This is a genomic window from Pantoea sp. USHLN256, from assembly GCF_037149875.1.
In the GTDB taxonomy this organism is placed as follows: Bacteria; Pseudomonadota; Gammaproteobacteria; order Enterobacterales; family Enterobacteriaceae; genus Pantoea; species Pantoea nemavictus.
Genome location: NZ_JBBCQO010000003.1, coordinates 373,546 through 394,387, shown reverse-complemented (window position 1 = coordinate 394,387; position 20,842 = coordinate 373,546). Strand labels below are relative to the sequence as shown.

The 20,842-nt window shown below is 53.9% G+C and carries 16 protein-coding genes and 1 pseudogene; 13 read left to right on the top strand and 4 right to left on the bottom strand.

Features of this window, described 5'->3' with window-relative positions; genetic code table 11:
• The first annotated feature begins 71 nt into the window (after positions 1 to 71).
• The 8 genes from WFL93_RS11085 to yejF all read left to right on the top strand — a co-directional run bounded on the left by WFL93_RS11085 (position 72) and on the right by yejF (position 10,327).
• On the top strand, positions 72 to 1,046 hold the full coding sequence (locus WFL93_RS11085; RefSeq protein ID WP_336778113.1) for a CobW family GTP-binding protein: 975 nt from the start codon (positions 72 to 74) through the stop codon (positions 1,044 to 1,046).
• A gap of 45 nt (positions 1,047 to 1,091) precedes the next feature.
• On the top strand, positions 1,092 to 1,799 hold the full coding sequence (locus WFL93_RS11080) for a phosphatase PAP2 family protein (protein ID WP_336778112.1): 708 nt from the start codon (positions 1,092 to 1,094) through the stop codon (positions 1,797 to 1,799).
• 515 nt (positions 1,800 to 2,314) lie between these two features.
• Positions 2,315 to 2,890, top strand: a complete 576-nt coding sequence (mepS, locus tag WFL93_RS11075) for a bifunctional murein DD-endopeptidase/murein LD-carboxypeptidase (RefSeq protein ID WP_007889459.1) — start codon at positions 2,315 to 2,317, stop codon at positions 2,888 to 2,890.
• A gap of 283 nt (positions 2,891 to 3,173) precedes the next feature.
• The gene (locus WFL93_RS11070; RefSeq protein WP_336778111.1) at positions 3,174 to 4,739 is read left to right on the top strand and encodes a cyclic di-GMP phosphodiesterase; all 1,566 of its coding nucleotides are present in this window, start codon (positions 3,174 to 3,176) and stop codon (positions 4,737 to 4,739) included.
• 65 nt (positions 4,740 to 4,804) lie between these two features.
• The gene (locus WFL93_RS11065; RefSeq protein ID WP_336778110.1) at positions 4,805 to 6,613 is read left to right on the top strand and encodes an extracellular solute-binding protein; all 1,809 of its coding nucleotides are present in this window, start codon (positions 4,805 to 4,807) and stop codon (positions 6,611 to 6,613) included.
• Positions 6,614 to 6,623: 10 nt separating this feature from the next.
• Positions 6,624 to 7,715 (top strand): microcin C ABC transporter permease YejB, encoded by a 1,092-nt coding sequence (locus WFL93_RS11060; RefSeq protein ID WP_336778109.1) that lies wholly within the window; start codon positions 6,624 to 6,626, stop codon positions 7,713 to 7,715.
• A complete protein-coding gene (locus WFL93_RS11055) occupies positions 7,715 to 8,737 on the top strand; it encodes an ABC transporter permease (RefSeq protein WP_097096635.1) in 1,023 nt (340 codons plus the stop codon). Before WFL93_RS11060 ends, WFL93_RS11055 begins: the two co-directional genes overlap by 1 nt.
• Positions 8,738 to 10,327 (top strand): microcin C ABC transporter ATP-binding protein YejF, encoded by a 1,590-nt coding sequence (yejF, locus tag WFL93_RS11050; protein WP_336778108.1) that lies wholly within the window; start codon positions 8,738 to 8,740, stop codon positions 10,325 to 10,327.
• Here the strand turns inward: yejF and WFL93_RS11045 are convergent.
• The 3 genes from WFL93_RS11045 to rsuA form a co-directional block, all read right to left on the bottom strand.
• The gene (locus tag WFL93_RS11045; protein ID WP_036620898.1) at positions 10,321 to 10,647 is read right to left on the bottom strand and encodes a hypothetical protein; all 327 of its coding nucleotides are present in this window, start codon (positions 10,645 to 10,647) and stop codon (positions 10,321 to 10,323) included. The two genes, yejF and WFL93_RS11045, sit on opposite strands and share 7 nt — an antisense overlap.
• Before the next feature lie 390 nt (positions 10,648 to 11,037).
• Positions 11,038 to 12,231, bottom strand: a complete 1,194-nt coding sequence (locus tag WFL93_RS11040) for a Bcr/CflA family multidrug efflux MFS transporter (RefSeq protein ID WP_007889441.1) — start codon at positions 12,229 to 12,231, stop codon at positions 11,038 to 11,040.
• Between the two features lie 12 nt (positions 12,232 to 12,243).
• A complete protein-coding gene (rsuA, locus tag WFL93_RS11035; RefSeq protein WP_007889439.1) occupies positions 12,244 to 12,966 on the bottom strand; it encodes a 16S rRNA pseudouridine(516) synthase RsuA in 723 nt (240 codons plus the stop codon).
• Between the two features lie 164 nt (positions 12,967 to 13,130).
• Here rsuA and WFL93_RS11030 point away from each other — a divergent pair, with 164 nt between their 5' ends.
• The 4 genes and pseudogenes from WFL93_RS11030 to WFL93_RS11020 all read left to right on the top strand — a co-directional run bounded on the left by WFL93_RS11030 (position 13,131) and on the right by WFL93_RS11020 (position 19,378).
• Positions 13,131 to 14,885, top strand: a complete 1,755-nt coding sequence (locus WFL93_RS11030; RefSeq protein ID WP_336778107.1) for a DEAD/DEAH box helicase — start codon at positions 13,131 to 13,133, stop codon at positions 14,883 to 14,885.
• Between the two features lie 131 nt (positions 14,886 to 15,016).
• Positions 15,017 to 15,301: a 50S ribosomal protein L25 gene (gene rplY, locus WFL93_RS11025; RefSeq protein WP_007889435.1), complete on the top strand. Its 285-nt coding sequence runs from the start codon at positions 15,017 to 15,019 to the stop codon at positions 15,299 to 15,301.
• A gap of 219 nt (positions 15,302 to 15,520) precedes the next feature.
• Positions 15,521 to 16,270, top strand: a pseudogene (locus WFL93_RS24290) (S6 family peptidase); the annotation flags it as partial.
• A gap of 102 nt (positions 16,271 to 16,372) precedes the next feature.
• Positions 16,373 to 19,378 (top strand): autotransporter outer membrane beta-barrel domain-containing protein, encoded by a 3,006-nt coding sequence (locus WFL93_RS11020; RefSeq protein ID WP_442955890.1) that lies wholly within the window; start codon positions 16,373 to 16,375, stop codon positions 19,376 to 19,378.
• Positions 19,379 to 19,430: 52 nt separating this feature from the next.
• On the opposite strand, the gene yejK is transcribed toward WFL93_RS11020, so the two are convergent.
• Entirely contained in the window at positions 19,431 to 20,435 is a 1,005-nt protein-coding gene (gene yejK, locus WFL93_RS11015; protein ID WP_049852870.1) for a nucleoid-associated protein YejK, read from the bottom strand.
• Between the two features lie 158 nt (positions 20,436 to 20,593).
• Between yejK and WFL93_RS11010 the strand changes: the two genes are divergently transcribed.
• Positions 20,594 to 20,821, top strand: coding sequence for a YejL family protein (locus WFL93_RS11010; protein WP_007889427.1), 228 nt, complete (start codon positions 20,594 to 20,596; stop codon positions 20,819 to 20,821).
• The last annotated feature ends 21 nt before the right edge of the window (positions 20,822 to 20,842 follow it).

Genomic DNA, 20,842 nt, shown 5'->3' with positions numbered 1-20,842 from the left:
GTATAACAACGCCATACGCGCCGGATGTCACCTCCGCGCGTGATTTATCCTCTTTGTAAGGGAGCCCCTTTGTGACGCGCGTAAACCTGATTACCGGATTTCTCGGCAGCGGGAAAACCACCACCCTACTGCATCTGTTAGCCACTAAGCCTGCCAACGAAAACTGGGCGATTCTGGTCAATGAATTTGGCGAAATTGGCATCGATGGCGCGCTGCTCGCCGATCGCGGTGCCACGCTCAAAGAGATTCCCGGTGGCTGCATGTGCTGCGTCAACGGCTTGCCGCTGCAAGTGGGCTTAAATATGCTGCTGAAGCAGGCGAAACCCGATCGCCTGATCATTGAACCTACCGGCCTTGGTCATCCCAAACAGCTGCTTAACATGTTGCGTGCCGCGGTTTATCAACCCTGGATTCAGGTGGATGCGACCTTAACGCTGCTCGATCCGCGCCAGTTAGCTGATGAGCGCGTGGTGGCGAATGAGAATTTCCGCGATCAGCTGGTAGCGGCAGATATCATCGTTGCCAATAAAAGCGATCGCTGGAGTGACGAAGATCGTCAGCGCTTACAGGCATGGCAGCAACAATTCCTCGGCGAACGTCAACTGGTGGAAGCGGCGTGGGGACAGATCGATCCCGCTCTGCTGACACAGCCGGCATTGGCGGATCGTGCGGTTCCCGATGCGGCACATCATCATCACTCTCCGCGTCCGCAAGGGTTGGCGGCGCTTAAATTAGAGGGTCAGGCACGCTGGCGCCGTGCGTTAAATGAAGGTCAGGGCTATGCTTCCTGTGGCTGGATTTTTGATGGTGATACGGTGTTTGATACCATTGCCGCGCTAGAGTGGGCAAGGCTTGCGCCCGTTGATCGGGTGAAGGGCGTATTGCGCACTGCAGACGGGTTAGTCAACATCAATCGCCAGGGCGAAGATCTGTTTATTGAAACGCGCCCCACTACGCCGCCAGATAGCCGTATCGAATTGATCCATCATCAGCCGGCAGACTGGAATCTTTTGCAGGCGAGCTTGTTGAAGATTCGTTTAAATTAGATGCGTTAGGTTGCCACCGTTGTTTTCACTTTGAGCCTATTTTTTATGCGCGCTTCTCGATTAATCACCATCCTGCTGCTAAATGCGCTGGGAGTGATGCTGTTCCTTTCATGGTACCTGCCGCCGGATCACGGGTTCTGGTTTGGTATCGATAAAGCCATCTTTTATGGCTTTAATGATCAGATGGTTGATCATCACGGCTTCGCACTGTTGGTGGCCATTACTAACTTCCGCGGCTTCGATCTGGTTTCGCTGCTGGCAATGGGATTGCTGTATCTGTGGTTCTGGCGTCGCGAGACACCGCAGGGCCGCCGCCGCATGCTCGCCATTGGCATCACCATGCTGCTGAGCGCCGTAGTGCTGAATCAGCTTGGCCACTTGCTACCGGTGCAACACTCCAGCCCAACGCTGTTCTTTGAAAATGTGCATCGCGTGAGTGAACTGACCGGGATTCCGGCTAAAGATGCCTCCAAAGATAGCTTCCCTGGCGACCACGGCATGATGCTGATTATCTTCACCTGCTTTATGTGGCGCTATTTCGGCTTCCGTGCGTTTCTGGTGGGTTTGGTGATTACCGTGGTGTTCGCTCTGCCGCGCGTGATGGCTGGTGCGCACTGGTTTACTGATATCGCCGTGGGATCGTTATCGGTGGTGCTGGTTGGCATGAGCTGGTGCCTGTTAACGCCTTTCAGCGACAAACTGGTTAATTGGCTCAATCGTTCGCTGCCGGGTAAATATAAGCCGCGCACGTAATTGTTAAGCGCGAGTGATCATAGAGCAATAACACGATCGCTCGCGCTTATTGAAAACCCCAATATATTATTAGCAGGCTAACATTATTCAGCTAAAAGAAAAGATTATGATACAAAACGCCTGACATTAGCCTTTTTCCTAAGCTGTCCAGCCAGAACCCTCTTAAAATCGGCCTTAACGCCAGAACACCCCCCTTATTGCAGCGCTATTTGGCTATTAAATCACTGCCTATTGTTGATAAACTAGCCATTGTGTTACAGATTGATTTCACATCGAAAAAACCTTTGAAAATTTATATAAAAGCACTCGCCACGCGGTCTGTAATCGGTTAACCTCAAATCCGATTAGTAAGCAACAGCATAAAATGCGGTGCTTAAAGCGACAAAAATGTGTGCATTAACACATTTTAGTAATTAAGGATTTGTCTTAGACGGCCGTACTTATTAATCTCAATCCGTTTTGTCATCTGGCTGACGACATTCTGTCGTAAAGGAACTCGAAGGAAAACACGTACAATGGTCAAGTCTCAACCAATTCTGAGATACCTCAGGCGGATCATTCCCGCAGTAGCTTTAGCAACGCTTTTATCAGCATGTAGCAGTACCCATAACGGTCAGAACGCGAACAACGAGAATCATGAAGTTAACAACCAGAATGGTTTTTTACTTCAAGCGTCTCAGGACGAATTTGAACAGATGGTGCAGAACGTGGACGTTAAGTCCCGCATCATGGAACAGTACAGTGACTGGAAAGGTGTCCGTTATCGCTTAGGCGGTGACACCAAACGCGGCATTGATTGTTCTGCTTTTGTTCAGCGCACCTTTCGCGAGCAGTTTGGTTTAGATTTGCCACGCTCAACGTCACAGCAGCAAGACACCGGCAAAGAGATTTCACGCAATAAATTGCGCGCAGGTGACTTAGTGCTGTTCCGCGCCGGTTCTACCGGTCGCCACGTTGGCATTTATCTCGGCAACGATAACTTCGTCCACGCATCGACTAGCAGTGGCGTAATGATTTCCAATTTGAACGACAGTTATTGGAAAACACGTTATCGCGAAGCGCGTCGGGTTTTAGCTAAAAACCCAAGCTAACGTATTGCTTTGAAGATCCTCTCAGCCAGAGAATCAAAAAAACGCTGCCCCGGCAGCGTTTTTTTTTGCCTGCTGTTTTAACTCAAATCGAGCCTATAAAAAGTAATTGAGAATCAAAAATATAACGAGACTTTATTCGCGCTCTCGTTATATTCTCGTTGACTTCCTGATGCCCAAACATTGCGCTGCAGACACCGTTGTTAACCGGGCTGCCGGATGAAAGTGGGTAGTGACCAAAACGATAAACATAATAATAAATGGCAAGACAAGGGGAATACACTCCATGCCACTGTCGGGGAAATTAAAACGTCACGCGAGCTATTCACGCCGCATCGCCTGGAGTAGCGTGATTATTGGCGCCGTCTTCTTTCTGCTTTTTGTCATCGTTCTATTAACGCTTACCTGGCAAAAACGCGTACAGCAACATGAACAGCTGCTGGCCCATAGCCGCGACGATTTACAACAGGTGATCACCAGCCTGATGGATACGCTCTATCCACTGCAACAATACCCCCAATTGTCATGTAGCAGCGTCAGTCGTGAGCTCACTTCGCGCGCAGCCTTCGCCGGTAATCTTCGCGCTATCCTGTTAGTACGTAATGGTAATGCCTACTGTTCATCGGCTACCGGCGCTTTTCTGCTGGCCGCCAGCGCTATCTCTCCTGAATCTGAACTGGAACGCGATCGTGATATGCGCCTGCTGGAAGGCACGCCATTGCTGCCAACCAAGCCGGCGCTGGCGCTATGGATGAAAACGCCAGGTGCGGCGGAAACCGGTATTCTCGCCACCATGAACATTAGCCTGACGCCTTATCAGTTGCTGGCTTCTTATCATCCAGAAATCACCGGCATGGCGCTGGTCATCGGTAATAAAGCTTTGTTGAGCGGCAGCAATCAGGTAGTTAACGTCCGTGATTTACCGACCCCGCTGCAGGAAATGGCATTCAACAATGGCGCCCTGCACTTTTTGCTGTTTGGCACGACGTTAGCGCCGCGCGATTACTCCCTCACGTTAATGACCGCTGTACTGTTCGCTTTGCTGGTTACTGCGGCTAGTTGGTTATTGCTGACCCGGCATCAGCGCCCTGGCAAAGAGATCATGCAGGGCATCAAACGTGGCCAGTTCCATGTTGAGTATCAACCCCTTGTCACCGCACACGATGGCCAGCCGTATGGCGTTGAGGCACTATTACGCTGGACGCATCCTACCGAAGGTATGATCCCGCCCGATGTGTTTATCGGTTACGCGGAAGCGCAGAATCTGATTATTCCGCTTACTCAGCATCTGTTTAGGCTGGTCGCGCGCGATGCTCAGTTTCTTTACACCCAGTTGCCGCAAGGTACGCGCATGAGCCTGAATCTTTCACCTCTGCATCTTGCCTCGGAAAGCTTCCGCGATGATGTGCAGCTGTGGATTAACGCCATGCCCGCCGACCACTTCAACTACGTGTTTGAAATTACCGAGCGCACCATGGTTGGCGAGAAGAGTGCCGGCGAGATTTTCGCCTGGCTGCATGAAAACAATTTCAAGATTGCGATTGATGACTTCGGCACTGGTCACAGTGCATTAATCTATCTGGAAAAATATCCGTTCGATTACCTGAAAATTGATCGCGGTTTTGTGCAAAGCATTGGCACGGAAACCGTTACGTCACCGGTGTTGGATGCGGTGCTGCTGCTGGCAAAGAAGCTCAATTTGAAAACCGTGGCCGAAGGCGTAGAGACCGGCGATCAGGCGGCGTGGCTGGTGAATCGTGGCGTGACTCATTTGCAGGGCTATCTGTTTAGTCGACCGCTACGACCAGAAAGCCTGGTCAGCTATTATCAACGCCAACGTGCGCTGAGTTAACATCACGCGAACCCCATGAAACTGCTACCATAAAGTGCGGAACACCACAGGAGATCGCCCCACTTATGCTGCTGCGTTTTGTCACAGCGTTGTTGCTTTGTAGCGCCATTACGCCGCTGCATGCCGCAACCATCAACGAAAGCTATGCCTTCGCGAAGCTGGGCGAGCCGAAATATGCGGTGAATTTTACCCATTACGATTACGCCAATCCTGCTGCGCCAAAAGGCGGCAAGATGACTTTGGCGGTGGTCGGCACATATGACAACTTCAATCGTTTCGCCTCACGCGGCAATCCCGGCATTGGCACCGATACCTTGTATGACGGCCTGTTTACCACGTCGGATGATGAACCTGGCAGCTACTACCCGCTGATCGCCGAATCGGCGCGTTATCCAGACGACTATCGCTGGATGGAAGTATCGATCAATCCCCATGCTCAGTTTCAGGACGGAACGCCCATCACAGCCCAGGATGTCGCTTTCACCTTCCAGAAATTTATGACTGAAGGCGTGCCGCAGTTTCGCGTGGCATTTCGCGACGTAAAAGTTGAAGCGCTTAATCGCCTTACGGTGCGCATTGACGTGCCGAAAGCGGATAAAGATCGAATTCTCAGCTGGCTGACGCTGCCGGTATTGCCAGAGAAGTTCTGGCAAAACAAGAAGTTTAATGAGCCGATTGGTTATCCACCGCTGGCCAGCGGGCCTTATCGCGTTACGTCGTACAAATCAGGTCAGTTTATTCAGTACAGCCGGGTAAAGGATTACTGGGCCGCCAATCTGCCAGTGAACCGCGGTCGCTTTAATTTCGACACGCTACGCTACGACTATTACCTCGATGACAACGTGGCGTTCGAGGCCTTCAAAGCAGGCGCTTACGATTTACGCGAAGAGAGTTCGGCAAAGAAATGGGCCACGCAATATCTCGGCCGCAACTTTGATAGCCACGCCATCGTCAAATCGACCATCCCCAACACCGTTTCCACCGATACGCGCTGGCTGGCCTTCAACAACGAGAAGCCACTGTTCGCCGATCGTCGCGTGCGGGAAGCCATTACGCTGGCCTTTGATTTTGAATGGATGAACAAAGCCCTGTTCTACGGAGCCTACAAGCGCACCAACAGCTATTTCCAGAATACCGACTATGCGGCGCAAGGCTATCCCAAGGCCGAACAGCTGATCTTACTGGCGCCTTACAAAGCCCAGCTACCGCCTGAAGTGTTCAACAATCAATATGCTCCGCCGCGTTCAGACGGCGGCGGTTTCGATCGTGGCAACTTAATGAAAGCCATGAATTTGCTCAAAGAAGCCGGCTGGCAGATTAAAAATCAGCAGTTTGTCAATGTTAAAACCGGTCAACCATTCCGCTTTGAACTGCTAATGCGCAGCGGCACCCAGAATGACTGGGCGCTGCCGTTCCAGCACAGCCTTGAACGACTGGGCATACAAGTTTCTCTGCGTCAGATTGACAGCTCGCAATATTTGCGGCGCTTACGCGAAGGTGATTACGACATGATTCCGTCACTCTATTATGCGATGCCGTGGCCTTCTACCAGCTTGCGCACTATCTGGCAGTCGGAGTTTATTAACTCTTCCTGGAATACGCCGCGGGTGAAAGATCCGATCGTCGACCATTTTGTTCAGCAGATCGTTGAGCATCAGGGCGACGAAAAAGCCTTGCTGCCGCTCGGCCAGGCACTGGATCGCATCCTATTGTGGAATGCCTACATGATCCCGATGTGGTACAGCGCCGAAGATCGCATGGCGTACTGGGATAAATTTTCCCATCCCGAGATTAAACCCGCGTTCGCTACTGGTCTGGAAAACTGGTGGTACGATGTGAACAAAGCCGGACGATTGCCGGCCGATCGACGCTGAGGAGCACGGTTTGGCAGCCTATTTTCTACGCAGGTTACTGCTGATCATCCCCACTTTGTGGGCGATCATCACCCTGAACTTTTTTATTGTGCAGATCGCACCAGGCGGGCCGGTCGATCAGGCGTTAGCCAACGTGCAATTTGGCCACAGCACCGGTATTCCCGGCTCTGGCGGCGGTGACAGCGGCGCGCGCGGAGCCTTGCTGCGTGACAATCCCGGTGATAGTCAATATCGCGGTGCACGCGGCCTCGATCCGGAAGTGATCGCTGAGATTAAACATCGTTACGGCTTTGATAAACCGTTACTGCAGCGTTATAGCGAGATGCTGTGGAACTACATCCGTTTCGATTTTGGCGATAGCCTGTTCCGCAGCGCCTCGGTGCTGCAGCTGATCAAAGAGAGTTTGCCGGTCTCGATAAGTCTTGGATTGTGGAGCACGATAATTATTTATCTGGTATCGATTCCGCTCGGCATTAAAAAGGCGGTACGCAACGGCAGCCCCTTCGATATCTGGAGCAGCATCTTTATTATCATCGGTAATTCTATTCCAGCATTTCTGTTCGGCATCATGCTGATTGTCCTGTTCGCGGGCGGCAGCTATTTCGACTGGTTCCCACTGCGCGGCCTGACCTCTCCGCAGTTTGATACGCTGCCCTGGTATAGCAAAATCACCGACTATCTCTGGCACATCACGCTGCCGGTGCTGGCCACGGTGATTGGCGGTTTCGCCACGCTGAGCATGCTCACCAAAAACTCGTTTCTCGATGAGATTCGTAAACAATATGTGGTCACCGCGCGTGCAAAAGGGTTGGATGAGAAGCGGGTGCTGTACGGTCACGTGTTCCGTAATGCCATGCTGCTGGTGATTGCCGGCTTCCCCGCCACCTTTATCAGCATGTTTTTCACCAGTTCGGTGTTGATTGAGGTGATGTTCTCACTCAACGGTATGGGCCTGCTCGGCTATGACGCCACCATTCAGCGCGATTATCCGGTGATGTTCGGCACGCTGTATATTTTCACGCTAATTGGTCTGCTCATGAACATTCTCAGCGATCTCACCTACACGCTGGTCGATCCGCGCATTGATTTTGAGGGACGCTGATGCGTTTATCTCCTGTAAACCAGCAGCGCTGGCAGCGTTTTCGTCATAACCGCCGTGGTTACTGGTCGCTGTGGATTTTCCTGATCATTTTTGTCCTGTCACTGGGTGCCGAGTTGCTGGCCAACGACAAACCGCTGCTGGTGCACTATCAGCAACGCTGGTATATGCCGCTGTTGTTCAACTACAGCGAAAGTGATTACGGCGGCGATTTCGCCACGCCCGCTGACTATCAGGATCCGTGGCTGAAACAGCGTATTGCTCAGCAAGGTTGGGCGATTTGGGCACCGATTCGCTTTGGCGATAGCACCATCAATTTCGCCACCGATGTGCCCTTCCCTTCCCCGCCTTCCATGCAAAACTGGCTGGGTACCGATGCCAACGGCGGTGATGTGCTGGCGCGTTTGCTGTATGGCACGCGCATCTCACTGCTGTTTGGCATTCTGTTAACGCTGTTTTCCAGTGTGATTGGCATCGTGGTGGGGGCAGTACAGGGCTATTTTGGTGGACTCATTGATCTGATCGGCCAGCGCCTGATAGAAGTGTGGTCCGGCATGCCTTCACTGTTCTTGCTGATTCTACTATCCAGCGTGATTCAGCCCAATTTCTGGTGGCTGCTGCTGGTCACGGTGGTGTTTGGCTGGATGAGTCTGGTAAGCGTGGTGCGCGCCGAATTTCTGCGCACGCGTAATTATGATTATATTCGTGCCGCACGTGCGCTGGGCGTTAGCGACAGCCGCATTATGCTGCGTCACATGCTGCCCAACGCCATGGTGGCAACGCTGACGTTTCTACCCTTTATTCTCTGCGCTTCAATCACCACCCTGACATCGCTGGATTTCCTCGGCTTTGGTTTGCCGATCGGATCGCCGTCACTGGGTGAGCTGCTGCTGCAGGGAAAAAATAATTTACAGGCACCGTGGTTAGGCCTTGCCGGCTTTTTTGCCCTCGCTCTGCTGCTGTCGCTACTGATTTTTATTGGCGAAGCGGTACGCGATGCCTTTGACCCGAGTCGAGGACGCTAAATGAGCCTGTTAACGGTTAATCATCTGGCGGTGACCTTTCAGGATCGCCGCGTGGTGGAAGACATTTCGCTGCAGATCGATGCCGGTGAAACGCTGGCGCTGGTGGGCGAATCCGGATCCGGTAAGAGCGTGACCGCGCTGTCGATCATGCGCTTATTGCCGCAGCCGCCGGTCAACTATCCGCACGGCGAAATTCTGTTCAACGGCCAGGATATTTTGCAGGCCAGCGAACGCACGATGCGCGGACTGCGTGGTAACCAGATGGCGATGATTTTTCAGGAACCGATGGTATCGCTCAATCCGTTGCATAATGTGGAAAAGCAGCTGTACGAAGTGCTGTCGGTGCATCGCGGTATGCGGCGCGAAGCGGCACGCGGAGAGATGCTGAGCTGCCTCGATCGTGTTGGCATTCGTAATGCGGCATCGCGTCTGCAAGATTTTCCACACCAGCTTTCCGGCGGCGAACGCCAGCGCGTGATGATCGCCATGGCGCTGCTCACCCAGCCAAAGCTGCTGATCGCCGATGAGCCGACCACCGCACTGGATGTCACGGTTCAGGCGCAGATTCTGCAACTGCTGCGCGAACTTCAGCGTGAACTGAACATGGGCATGTTGTTCATCACACATAACCTGAATATTGTGCGTCAGCTGGCGCATAGCGTCACCGTGATGCGCAATGGACGCGGCATCGAACACAACCGCTGTGATTTACTGTTAAGCCAGCCGCAGCAGCCGTACACGCGTGAATTACTGGCCGCCGAGCCGGATGGCCAGCCGGTGCCGCTAAGCGATGCACCACCGCTGCTGCAGGTGAAAAACTTGCAGGTCGGTTTCCCGATCCGTCGTGGATTGCTGCGGCGAACCGTGGCGGAAAAGATAGCGCTACAAGATCTCAGCTTTACCCTGCGTCGCGGAGAAAGTCTCGGGCTGGTGGGGGAATCGGGTTCTGGAAAAAGCACCACCGGACTGGCACTGCTGCGTTTGATCGCCGCGCGCGGTGAGATTTGGTTTGAGGATCAGCCGCTGCATCAGCTGTCACCGAAACAATTGTTGCCGCTGCGTCAGCGCATTCAGGTGGTGTTTCAGGATCCAAATTCGTCGCTCAATCCGCGGATGACGGTGCAACAAGTGATTGCCGAAGGGTTGGCGGTACATCGCCCTGAATTGAGCCCTGCCGAGCAGGAAGCCAGAGTAATTGCGGTGATGCAGGAAGTAGGACTTGATGCCGACAGCCGTTCGCGCTATCCGGCAGAATTTTCAGGCGGTCAGCGCCAGCGCATTGCTATCGCCCGTGCGCTGATTCTCAAACCGCAGTTGATCGTGCTGGATGAACCCACCTCATCGCTGGATCGCTCAGTGCAAAAGCAAATTCTCACCCTGCTGCGCCGCTTACAGCAGCAGCACCAGTTAGCTTATCTGTTTATTAGCCATGATTTACAGGTGGTGCGCGCGCTGTGTCACCAGCTGATTGTGCTGCGTGAGGGCGAGGTGGTGGAACAAGGTGACTGCGATACGTTGTTCAACGCACCAACAGCCGACTATACGCGTCAGCTATTGGCGTCCGCTCAGGGGAAAGATCTCAGTCAGTGACCGTCGAAAGTTTCGGCAATGGCGACACCCTGATTTTTCAGGCAGCAGTTAGTCGCGCTTTCATCATCGCGTTGAATCAGCAGACAAGGCTGCCCTTCACACTCAGCGATTTTGCACTCGACCTGAATCTGCGCCAGCGTTTCTTGCAGCTGGTGCAGGATTTCCAGCGCCGGATGACCATCGTGGCTGAGCAGACGCAGCACCACCAGATCTCCAGCATGAACGCCATCCGCAGTTTCCTGACGCTCAATTTCACCCGCATGTTCAACTGACCAGCGATAATGTTGTGGCAAGCGATGCACAACAGAAAGTTGCAGCATAGTTATACGGCCCCCAGAGACGTTAACTTTATTCACGACGACGGCACAACGCAGTGAATCCCAACCTGGTTAGCTCAGAATATGGACGTGGTTTGCCTTATTTTTTTAAACACCAAGCGTGTAGCCAATTGATAATTTGCGAGGCTTCTCACATTTATGCTTATGTTTACCGTGTTCAGCGGCTGTTAACAATCATTTTAGACGCAATCTCGTTACTTTTTTATCTCTAAATTTTCACATTATGGAAACATTAAGCATAACGAATGAATGGGGATTAGCGAGTAGCGGGTGGGAATTTCTTCAGAGGGCGGGTCGCCATAAATGGCGACCCTACGAAAAAGTGTTGGATTTCACCAACGTAGGATCGACTTGTATCGCGACCGGTAGATCTTATGCCGAATGATGCGGGCGTGAAGCGTATGTAAACAGCACAATCGAAACGGTGGCACACAGTGCGATAGTGGCCACCATCGGCCAGGCACTGTTAATGCTCACCAATGACAGCAGTGCGCCGACCAATGCGCCCACGCCAAAGCGCAGCGTGCCAGCCAATGATGAAGCGGTGCCGGCCATATGCGGGAACTCATCAAGAATCACCGCCATCGCATTCGACGATACCGTCGATACGCAGCCGATAAACATCGCTACGCCAAACACCAGCGACAGGAAGCCGAGATCCAGCGCACTGGAGATCAGCAGCCAAACGCCCATCACGAACTGGATCACTAATCCAAGACGGAACATTTTCAGCGGGCCAAAGCGGCGCACCGCGCGGCTGTTAATCAACGTCATCACGAATAAAAACACCACGTTCAGACCAAAGTAGTAGCCGAAGTTTTGCGGCGAGACGTGATTGACTTCGATATACACGAATGGGCCGGCGTTGAGGAAGGTGAACAAACCCGCAAAGGAGAAACCGCTCGCCAGCATGTAACTAAAGGCGCGCTTATGGCGCACTAACGCCACGAAGTTACCCAAGGTAGTGCGCAAATGGAAACGCTGGCGCTGCTCGGGCTTCAGCGTTTCACGAATTTGCGTCACCACCAGCACGGTGGTGATGAGCGCGGCGCCGGCTAGCGTCCAGAAGATGGCGTGCCAGTTCCACAGCAGCAGCAGCCAACCGCCAATGATCGGCGCCAGCAGCGGTGCAATGGTGGTGACCAGCATGACGAATGACATCATGCGCGAGAAGTCCTCTTTCGAGTAGGTATCGCGCATCAGGGCGTTGATCACCACGCTGGCCGCGGCGGCCGACAAGCCGTGCAGGAAGCGCATAAAGATCAGTTGATCGATGGTTTGGGACAGCGCACAAGCGGCGGCGGCACAGGCAAAGATCAGCGTTCCCAGCACAATCACCGGTTTACGTCCGTAGCTATCCGCCAACGGACCGTATACCAACTGGCCAATGGCAAAGCCAAGGATGTAAAGGTTGAGCGTCATCTGCACGCTGCCCGCCGATACCGCGAATTCACGGGCGATTTGCGGCATGGCTGGCAGATACATATCGATGGAGAGCGGCATCAGCATCGCCAGCAATCCGAGAATAACCACTAAACCCACCGGTGAATTCTTTTCCTTGCGCACCGCGTTCTCCCGCTATTTACGTTGTTTGAGTTCTTCTGGCAGGCCGATGCTGTCGACCTCTTGCTGGGTCAGTTCGCGATATTCACCTTCACCGAGATCGTCGTCCAATTCGATGTCACCAATGCGTTCGCGATGCAGCGCCGATACATGGTTACCCATCGCAGCAAACATGCGTTTAACCTGATGGTAGCGCCCTTCACTGATCGTCAGACGGGCAGCCTTCTCATCCAGAATCTCCAGCACGGCCGGTTTGGTCAGATCTTTTTCATTGTGCAGCTGTACGCCCGCAGCGAACTTCTCAACCAGCGCAGGATCGATTGGCTCTTCCACTTCCACCAGATAGGTTTTTTCCAGATGATGCTTCGGCGAAGTAATGCGGTGCGACCATTGACCATCATCGGTTAGCAGCACCAAACCGGTGGTATCGATATCCAGACGTCCCGCGGCATGCAGCTTGAACGCCGCCGGCTCCTCAATGAAGAACAGCACGGTGGGATGATCGGGATCGTCGGTTGAACAGACGTAACCCTGCGGCTTGTTCAGCATGAAATAGCGCGGGCCTTGCTGCACCACCAGCGGATTGCCGTCGTATTCGACTTCATCATCTGGCAATACTTTGTAAGCCGCATCGCGGACCACTTCGCCATTGATGGTGACTTTTTTGGCGCGGATTTCGCGTCCAGCGATAGCACGGCTGACTTCCAGCTGCTGAGATATGAATTTTTCGAGTCGCATGAATTCGTTTTGCCTGTTACTGCGGGGAAACTGAAACGGTGTTTTGTCCCTGGATAAGGTGTGGGCAGTATAGCTGGAACCCGCTGCGGCTAACAGAGGCGATCCTGCGTTTCGGCGGCTTTCATGCCATAATGCGCGTCCGTTCCAGAAAAAAGTTTGCCCCGATGTCATTCACCCTGCGCCCGTACCAACAAGAGGCGGTTGACGCCACCCTCAACCATTTCCGCCGTCATACCACGCCTGCGGTAATTGTGCTGCCGACCGGTGCCGGAAAAAGCCTGGTGATTGCCGAACTGGCCAGGTTGGCGCGCGGCCGCGTGTTAGTGCTGGCGCATGTCAAAGAGTTGGTGGAGCAGAACCACAGCAAATATCAGGCGTATGGTTTGCAGGCGGATATCTTCGCCGCCGGTTTGCAGCGCAAACAGAGCGCCAGCAAAGTGGTATTTGGCAGCGTACAGTCGGTGGCGCGTAATCTTGAACGCTTCGACAGCGCCTTTTCATTGGTCATCGTCGATGAGTGTCATCGCATTAGCGATAACGAAGAGAGCCAGTATCAGCTGCTGTTTGCCCATTTGCGCCAGCATAATCCACAGCTGCGACTGCTGGGATTAACCGCCACGCCCTTCCGCCTCGGCAAAGGCTGGATTTATCAGTTCCACTACCACGGCATGGTGCGTGGCGATGATAACGCGCTGTTTCGCGACTGCATTTACGAGCTGCCGCTGCGCTACATGATTAAACACGGCTTTCTGGTGCCGCCGGAGCGGCTGGATATGCCGGTAGTGCAGTACGATTTCAGCCGGTTGATCCCACAAAATAACGGTCTGTTTAGCGAGGCCGATCTGAACCGCGAGCTGAAACAACAGCATCGCGTAACGCCACATATTATCCGGCAGATCGTTGAGTTCGCTGAGGATCGCCGCGGCGTGATGGTGTTTGCCTCAACCGTGGAACATGCGCGCGAAATCCTGACGCTGCTGCCAGAGAACAGCGCGCTGGTGTCGGCCGAAACGGCGGTGAAAGATCGCGATCGTTTGATTGGTGCCTTCAAAGCGCAACAGCTGAAGTTTCTGGTCAACGTCGCGGTGCTAACCACCGGTTTTGACGCACCTCACGTAGATTTGATTGCCATCCTGCGTCCGACCGAATCCGTTAGTCTGTATCAACAAATTGTTGGGCGCGGTTTACGCCTGTCGCCGGGAAAAACCGATTGTCTGGTGCTGGATTATGCTGGCAATCCGCACGATCTTTTCACGCCGGAAGTGGGCGCGCCAAAAGGCGCCAGCGACAATCAGCCGGTGCAGGTTTTCTGTCCCGCCTGCGGTTTCGCCAATACCTTCTGGGGCAAAGCAACGGAAGATGGCCACATCATCGAGCATTTTGGTCGCCGCTGTCAGGGCGTGCTGGAAGATGATGAAGGCCAGCGCGAACAGTGTGATTATCGCTTCCGCTTTAAAAGCTGTCCGGATTGCGGTGCCGAGAATGACATCGCCGCACGCCGCTGCCAGCAGTGCGACAAAATTCTTGTCGATCCAGATGACATGCTGAAAGCCGCGTTGAAACTGAAGGATGCACGCGTGCTGCGCTGTGCAGGCATGACGCTGGAACAAGGGCGCGACGACAAAGGCGAGTGGCTGAAAGCGACCTATTTTGATGAAGATTGCACCAGCGTGAGCGAGCGCTTTCGCCTGCAAACGCCGGCGCAGCGCAAAGCCTTCGAACAGCTGTTTATGCGTCCGCATCAGCGTGCGCCGGGCGTGGAGCTCGGCTGGCAAACCGCTGCTGATGTCATTGCGCTGCAACCTTTACTGCGTCATCCGGACTTTGTGGTGGCGCGCGCAAAAGGTCACTTCTGGCAGATTCGTGAAAAAATGTTTGATTATCAAGGACGTTATCGTCGCGCCAACGAACTACGCTGAGCGGCGGAATCATTTGCCCCTGACACCCCATTGGCGCTATAATGCCGCCCGCTTTTGCATCCGTAAAAGCAGTTTGAATAACCGTCCTGTTGCTGGGTCGCCTGTAGCAGGAATTATTGAAGAGATATCAAATGTTCACTATTAATGCTGAAGTACGTAAAGACCAGGGTAAGGGTGCGAGCCGCCGCCTGCGTGTAGCAAACAAATTCCCAGCCATCATCTATGGCGGTAATGAAGCACCAGTTGCTATCGAACTGGACCACGACGCTGTGATGAACGTGCAGGTTAAACCTGAGTTCTACAGCGAAGTGCTGACCATCGCTGTTGATGGTAAAGAAGTTAAAGTTAAAGCTCAGGCGGTACAGCGTCATCCGTTCAAGCCAAAACTGTTCCATATCGACTTCGTTCGCGCTTAATCGCTGAATGAGTTGAAGGTAGAAGGGTCGGTTGCGAAACCGGCCCTTTTATTTTGTCTGCATGATTAAGCGTTAATCCCTGCCTCCGCCCTTACCGCGTTAAAATAATTATCCGCACTTAAATTCTTTGAGACGTTTCTGCGTCAGCTTTCGCTCGATTACATGAAATTATGCCGCCTTTCTTCCTGCTTTTAGGAAATTATCAGAAAGGGAATTCATGTGAAAAAGGCCATCATCATTTCTTACGGCACGCTGTTTATCTGCCTGTCGTCGTCTGCTGCGGTATTACGCCATGATACCGCGATACAAGATTATCGCGACTTTGCAGAAAACTTAGGTAAGTATCGCCCTGGAATCAGCGATCTTCCGGTGTACAAAAAAAATGGCGAACTGGATGCTTATCTTGATTTTCCAATGCCTGACCTCAGCAGTACATCGCGTCGGGGCTTTACTGGATTAGTCTCGTCCAGTCATGTCATGAGCGCCAGGCACGTCACGGGATTAGGATCCGTATATTATGGTGCCAAATCAGAATTTGCCTCACGCTATCTGTTTATTAATCGTAATGCAGTACCCGATTCAATTTATGTCGATTACATGTTGCCGCGATTGAATAAGGTTGTGACTGATGTAGCGCCTGCAGCATATGTTGAACGTAGCGAATTAAAAAAGGGTCACGGTACACGTTATATTGCTTACGTTCGCTCGGGCGCTGGATTGATGGAGCAAATCAATGATGATCAAGCTAGCGTTACCCACCTGGCCAGTGCCTACAATTGGCTGGCAGGCGGCACCATAAATATTGGTTCAATGCATTTCGACTCCACTTATCTTTTCTGGAAGCAATATGCCCCGGGGCACGAACTCTCCACCCCCCTTTCTACAACAGCAAATGGGGGGGACAGTGGTAGCCCCGTTTACGTTTATGACGTGATAGATAAAGAGTGGAAGTTAGCAGCGGCTCTTCGCGGTAAAATATCAAATGATTCACCTTATGGATGGACAACAAATGCAACGCTAATACCGGATAACTTTATTTCGGATATTATTGCGGCAGTAACGTCACCAGATGTGGTTGATATTGCTGGAGCAGAAACTCTCGTCTGGAATGCCGCCACGATTGACCAGGGCAGCAAACAGTGGAGCTGGCAGGGCCTCGATGAAAAATATCGCCACCTCGCACCGGGTAAAGCCTCGCTGGAAGAGCTGGATGCCAGCAAAGATATCCGCTTCAACGGCGCGGGCGGCGACATTATCCTCAGCGATGCCGTTAACCTCGGCGCCGGCAAGCTGCAGTTCTCGAATAACTACAGCGTAAAATCAGCCGCAGGCGCTGACGCCACCTGGGTCGGTGGCGGCATCGAAGTCGACGCGGACAAAAAGGTGCTGTGGCAGGTCAACGGCCTGGCCGATGATGACCTGCATAAAATCGGTGCCGGTACGCTGCACGTTAACGCCACAGGTAAAAACGAAGGCGGCCTGAACGTCGGCGACGGCACCGTAATCCTCGATCAGCAGGCCGATGCTCAGGGCAACCAGCAGGCGTTCTCGCGCGTGACGATCGTCAGCGGCCGCCCGACCGTGGTGCTCAACAATGATAATCAGGTGGCTGGCGACGATATCTTCTTTGGCTATCGCGGCGGTAGGCTGGACCTCAACGGTCACGACCTGACGATGAAGCGAATCAACCACACCGACTCCGGCGCCACGCTGCTGAACCAGAGCGCCGATCGCGCCTCCAGCCTGACGCTGACCGGCTTCGCTCCCGCTGACATCACCATCCAGGAGTGGAACTCCGCCACCCACAGCGGCAGCGTCGGCGATATTTACGAAGACTGGAACGACCGCTCGCAGCGTATCGAATACTTCCAGCTGAAAACCGGCACCTACAGCTACTTCCCGACCAATCAGCAGGATAACAGCTACTGGAAATACATCGGCTTCGACGCAGAAGAGGCGAAAACCTATCGCGCCATGCAGTTTAATGACCTGGTGTTTCGCGGCTACCTGGGCTCCGATTCTGCGGATGGCGTCAACGGTAAATTTGATTTCAACTTCTCTCCGGCACTGGCCGCCACGAAACTGGCGCTGACCGGCGGCAGTAATCTCAGCGGCGATATCAACCTGAATAACGGCACGCTGCTGCTCTCGGGCCAGCCGGTGCCGCACGCCGGTGGCCTGATTATTGATGACGACTGGTATACCTCAACCTTTATCGCCGACAACATCGTTGCCGCCAGCAATACGCGCCTGCAGGTTGGCGAATACGCGCAGGTAAAGGCCAACATTCAAGCCGGTGACAACAGCCAGGTGCTGCTCGGCTATCAGCCCGGCGCGGACGCTCAGCAGCAGATTTTACGCTGCGTCTCGCCAGTGCAGAGCACCGCCACCTCCTGCGCAACCGCCGCGCGCGATGCCGCGGCGTTAAGCACCCTGCCCGCCAGCACCGTGCACGGCGATATCACCCTCGGCGATCAGGCGGAGCTTTACCTCGGCAAGGTCGATTTCCGCGGCCGCATCACCGACCGCAACGCGGCACAGGTCACGATGTCGGGCGACACCTTCTGGAACCTGACCGATGACAGCCGCATGCAGCGCCTGAACGCGCCGCAGGGCGGCATCATCTCTGCGCTGTCCGACAACGATAAAACCTGGACACCAAAGCAGCTGTGGGTGGAAAACCTTTACGCCAGTAATCTGCAGCTGGGATTTGGTATCGCCCCGCAGACCGGCATCAGCGACAGCCTGTACGTTGATAAATCGGCGCAGGGCAGCGGCAACACGCTCGACCTCGGCTTTATGCTCGGCGAAACCTTCCCGGACAAGGTGCCAAACCAGATCGTGCTGCTGGATACGCCGGCTGGCACCGCGCATGACTACTTCACCTTGCCGCCGATCAAACGGGGCTTTTCCATCTATTCTCCTGACTATCAGGTGATTGAAACCGATGGCCGCGTGAAGTGGGTGATCGCCAAAACGCCGGTGCCGGTGGTTGATCCGGCACCTGAACCGAAGCCAGACCCGATTGTTGACCCGGCACCTGAACCGAAACCTGATCCGATTGTTGACCCGACGCCAGAGCCAAAGCCGGACCCGGTGGTTGACCCAACGCCGGAGCCAAAGCCAGAACCGGTTGTCGATCCCGCGCCAGAACCGGGCAAGCCGGAAGACTGGTTTAACATCAGCGATAATGGCGGCCTGTTGCACAGCACCCGCGCGCTGCTGGCCTCGCGTCAGTATCTGTTCAGCGAGACGGCGGCGTCACTCAATGACCGCGCGCAGACGTTGCGCGGCGATGCGCAGATGCACGGCGTCTGGGGCGGCTACAGCTATAACCGTGGCGGCATTGCTGACGTCAGCATCCGCCAGCAGAGCTTTGAACTGGGCGTGGATAAACAGGTCGGCGCATGGCGCGTCGGTCTGATGGCCAGCCAAGGCCAGGGCAGCGGTAAAGGGATGGGCTCGATCAGCCATCAGCTCAGCACGCTCGGCACTTACGCCAGCTGGCTGGCAGACGGCGGCTGGTTTGCCGATCTGGCAGCGCGCTATATGCATCTGCGCCAGGACCTCAAGCTCGACCCGGCGCTGGAAGTGAAGGGGACGCAGCGTAGCAGCCAGATGCTGGCGGCGAGTGCTAAAGTCGGACGCCAGATGCCGCTGTTCGACGATTCGTTTACTCTGTCACCCTTTGTGGAAACCCGCGTGGGCTATCTGCCGGGCTATCGGTTGCAGGGCTACGACGCCAGTATCACGTTGAGCAGCGCCACGCCGTGGTCGGTGTCGCCGGGTTTTGAGCTGAGAAAGCGTGGATTAGGTTCAGTGTTGCCAGGCGTGTCGCTGTTTGCCGGCATCAGCAAACAGTATTCACCAGGCAGCAGCGGCTCAACGCTGACGCTCGCCGACAGCCACGCCAGCCGCACATACGATGCGTGGAGCGATAACCGCTATCGCCTGCACGCCGGGTTTGAAGGTCAGATTAGCGAGAGCTGGTCACTGCAGGTGGGCGCGAAGCACAGCGCAGGCGGGAAGTATCAGACCGATACCGCATTCAACGGAGCGCTGAACTATTCCTTTTGAGGATCGCGGTTCTGATAAAAAAGCCGGGCAATCTTCTGCCCGGCTTTTTCATTTATTTACTGCTGGTGCGCCGCTGTAGCTGATCGCGCAGATTAGGCGGCGTGCCTTTAATGGTCAGCGTATCGGTAGTGGGATCCCAGAAAATACGTTCGCCAAGCAGCATCGCATCAAAATTCAGGGTTAATCCGCCACCGCTACCGGCAAACTTGGTGAGCTGACGCAGCGTACTGCGGTCGGCAGGGAAGCTCTCTTCCAGCTCGTAACCCTGCTCCTGAGTAAAAGCCTGGAAGGTTTTTTCCCCCAGTGGCGGCAGTTCGCTCGACAGATCTTCCAGCGCGATCTCTTCGCCTGCCTGCAGCTGCTCGTTGCAATAGCTGTAAACCTGCTGGCGATAATTCTGGCGTTCGTTTTTATCCAGCTCCGACTCGGCGCAGTAATCATCCACCGCTTGCAGCAGACCGCGGTTTTGTGCCTTGGTGTCCAAACCTACGCTGGCGCCAAGGAAATCCATAAAAAAGTCAGCCACTTTACGGCCAACGCGACCGCGCAGGAACGTCAGATAACGCGTCGATTCTGGATTGGTTTCCCATTCGGTGAGATCGATACGCGCCACGATATCCGCATGGTTGATGTCGAGATAATGGGTGCTGCTGATATCAAGCTGCTCGTTGACGCGCATACTCGACTGGCTGTTCAACACCGCAATCAGCAAATATTCGACGGCCAGATAGCGATAGTGCAGGAACAGCACCACGCCACCTTCCGCAAACGTATATTTGCTCAGTTCATCGCGCAAACGACCGGTTGCCGCGCGGCTAAATGCCAAAAAGTCATCTTCCCCTTTGCGGCAGTTACGCAGCGCATCGGCCAGCTCGCTATCCTCGTTAAACAGGCCGTAGGCTTTGCTTTTCGCGCTATAAACCCGGTGCAGCTCTTCCGCCATCTCTTCAACCGCGCGGGTGGCCGGCAGCAAGGTATCGCGCAGCACCAGTTCCAGCTGGTTTTCATCACGTTTAACTAACTGGTGCAGGGCAATCTGGTCGATATCCAGACTCATGGTAGACTCTCCTTTTAGCTCAGGCGCGTATTCAAACACCGCCCGCAGCCGCTTTCAACTGCCAGCACAAACTGATCGCTCTGCTTGCGATAAAATTGCGGAAAAAAGTGCATTGTTACGGTAATATACCGCCTTTTCACCCTTGATTAGACGACGATATGCCACAATCATCCCGTTACAGTGACGAACGCGTGGAAAAGCTCCTCGCAGAGATGGCGCAGATTCTTGAGAAAGACAAAGCGCCAACCGACCTTTCCCTTATGGTATTGGGTAATATGGTAACTAATTTGATCAATACCAGCGTTTCACCGGCTCAGCGCCGCACGCTGGCACGATCTTTCGCGGAAGCGTTGCAGTCTTCCGTCCGCGACGATAACGCTCATTAAAATGCAGATCTGACCTCATAA

What these genes read in the sequence shown, in the direction of transcription:
- yejK (WP_049852870.1), bottom strand. Translation starts at nt 20,435, where the DNA reads ATGAGTCTGGATATCGACCAGATTGCCCTGCACCAGTTAGTTAAACGT.
- rplY (WP_007889435.1), top strand. Translation starts at nt 15,017, where the DNA reads ATGTTCACTATTAATGCTGAAGTACGTAAAGACCAGGGTAAGGGTGCG.
- WFL93_RS11070 (WP_336778111.1), top strand. Translation starts at nt 3,174, where the DNA reads ATGCCACTGTCGGGGAAATTAAAACGTCACGCGAGCTATTCACGCCGC.
- WFL93_RS11045 (WP_036620898.1), bottom strand. Translation starts at nt 10,647, where the DNA reads ATGCTGCAACTTTCTGTTGTGCATCGCTTGCCACAACATTATCGCTGG.
- WFL93_RS11055 (WP_097096635.1), top strand. Translation starts at nt 7,715, where the DNA reads ATGCGTTTATCTCCTGTAAACCAGCAGCGCTGGCAGCGTTTTCGTCAT.
- rsuA (WP_007889439.1), bottom strand. Translation starts at nt 12,966, where the DNA reads ATGCGACTCGAAAAATTCATATCTCAGCAGCTGGAAGTCAGCCGTGCT.
- WFL93_RS11010 (WP_007889427.1), top strand. Translation starts at nt 20,594, where the DNA reads ATGCCACAATCATCCCGTTACAGTGACGAACGCGTGGAAAAGCTCCTC.
- WFL93_RS11030 (WP_336778107.1), top strand. Translation starts at nt 13,131, where the DNA reads ATGTCATTCACCCTGCGCCCGTACCAACAAGAGGCGGTTGACGCCACC.
- WFL93_RS11080 (WP_336778112.1), top strand. Translation starts at nt 1,092, where the DNA reads ATGCGCGCTTCTCGATTAATCACCATCCTGCTGCTAAATGCGCTGGGA.
- WFL93_RS11065 (WP_336778110.1), top strand. Translation starts at nt 4,805, where the DNA reads ATGCTGCTGCGTTTTGTCACAGCGTTGTTGCTTTGTAGCGCCATTACG.
- mepS (WP_007889459.1), top strand. Translation starts at nt 2,315, where the DNA reads ATGGTCAAGTCTCAACCAATTCTGAGATACCTCAGGCGGATCATTCCC.
- yejF (WP_336778108.1), top strand. Translation starts at nt 8,738, where the DNA reads ATGAGCCTGTTAACGGTTAATCATCTGGCGGTGACCTTTCAGGATCGC.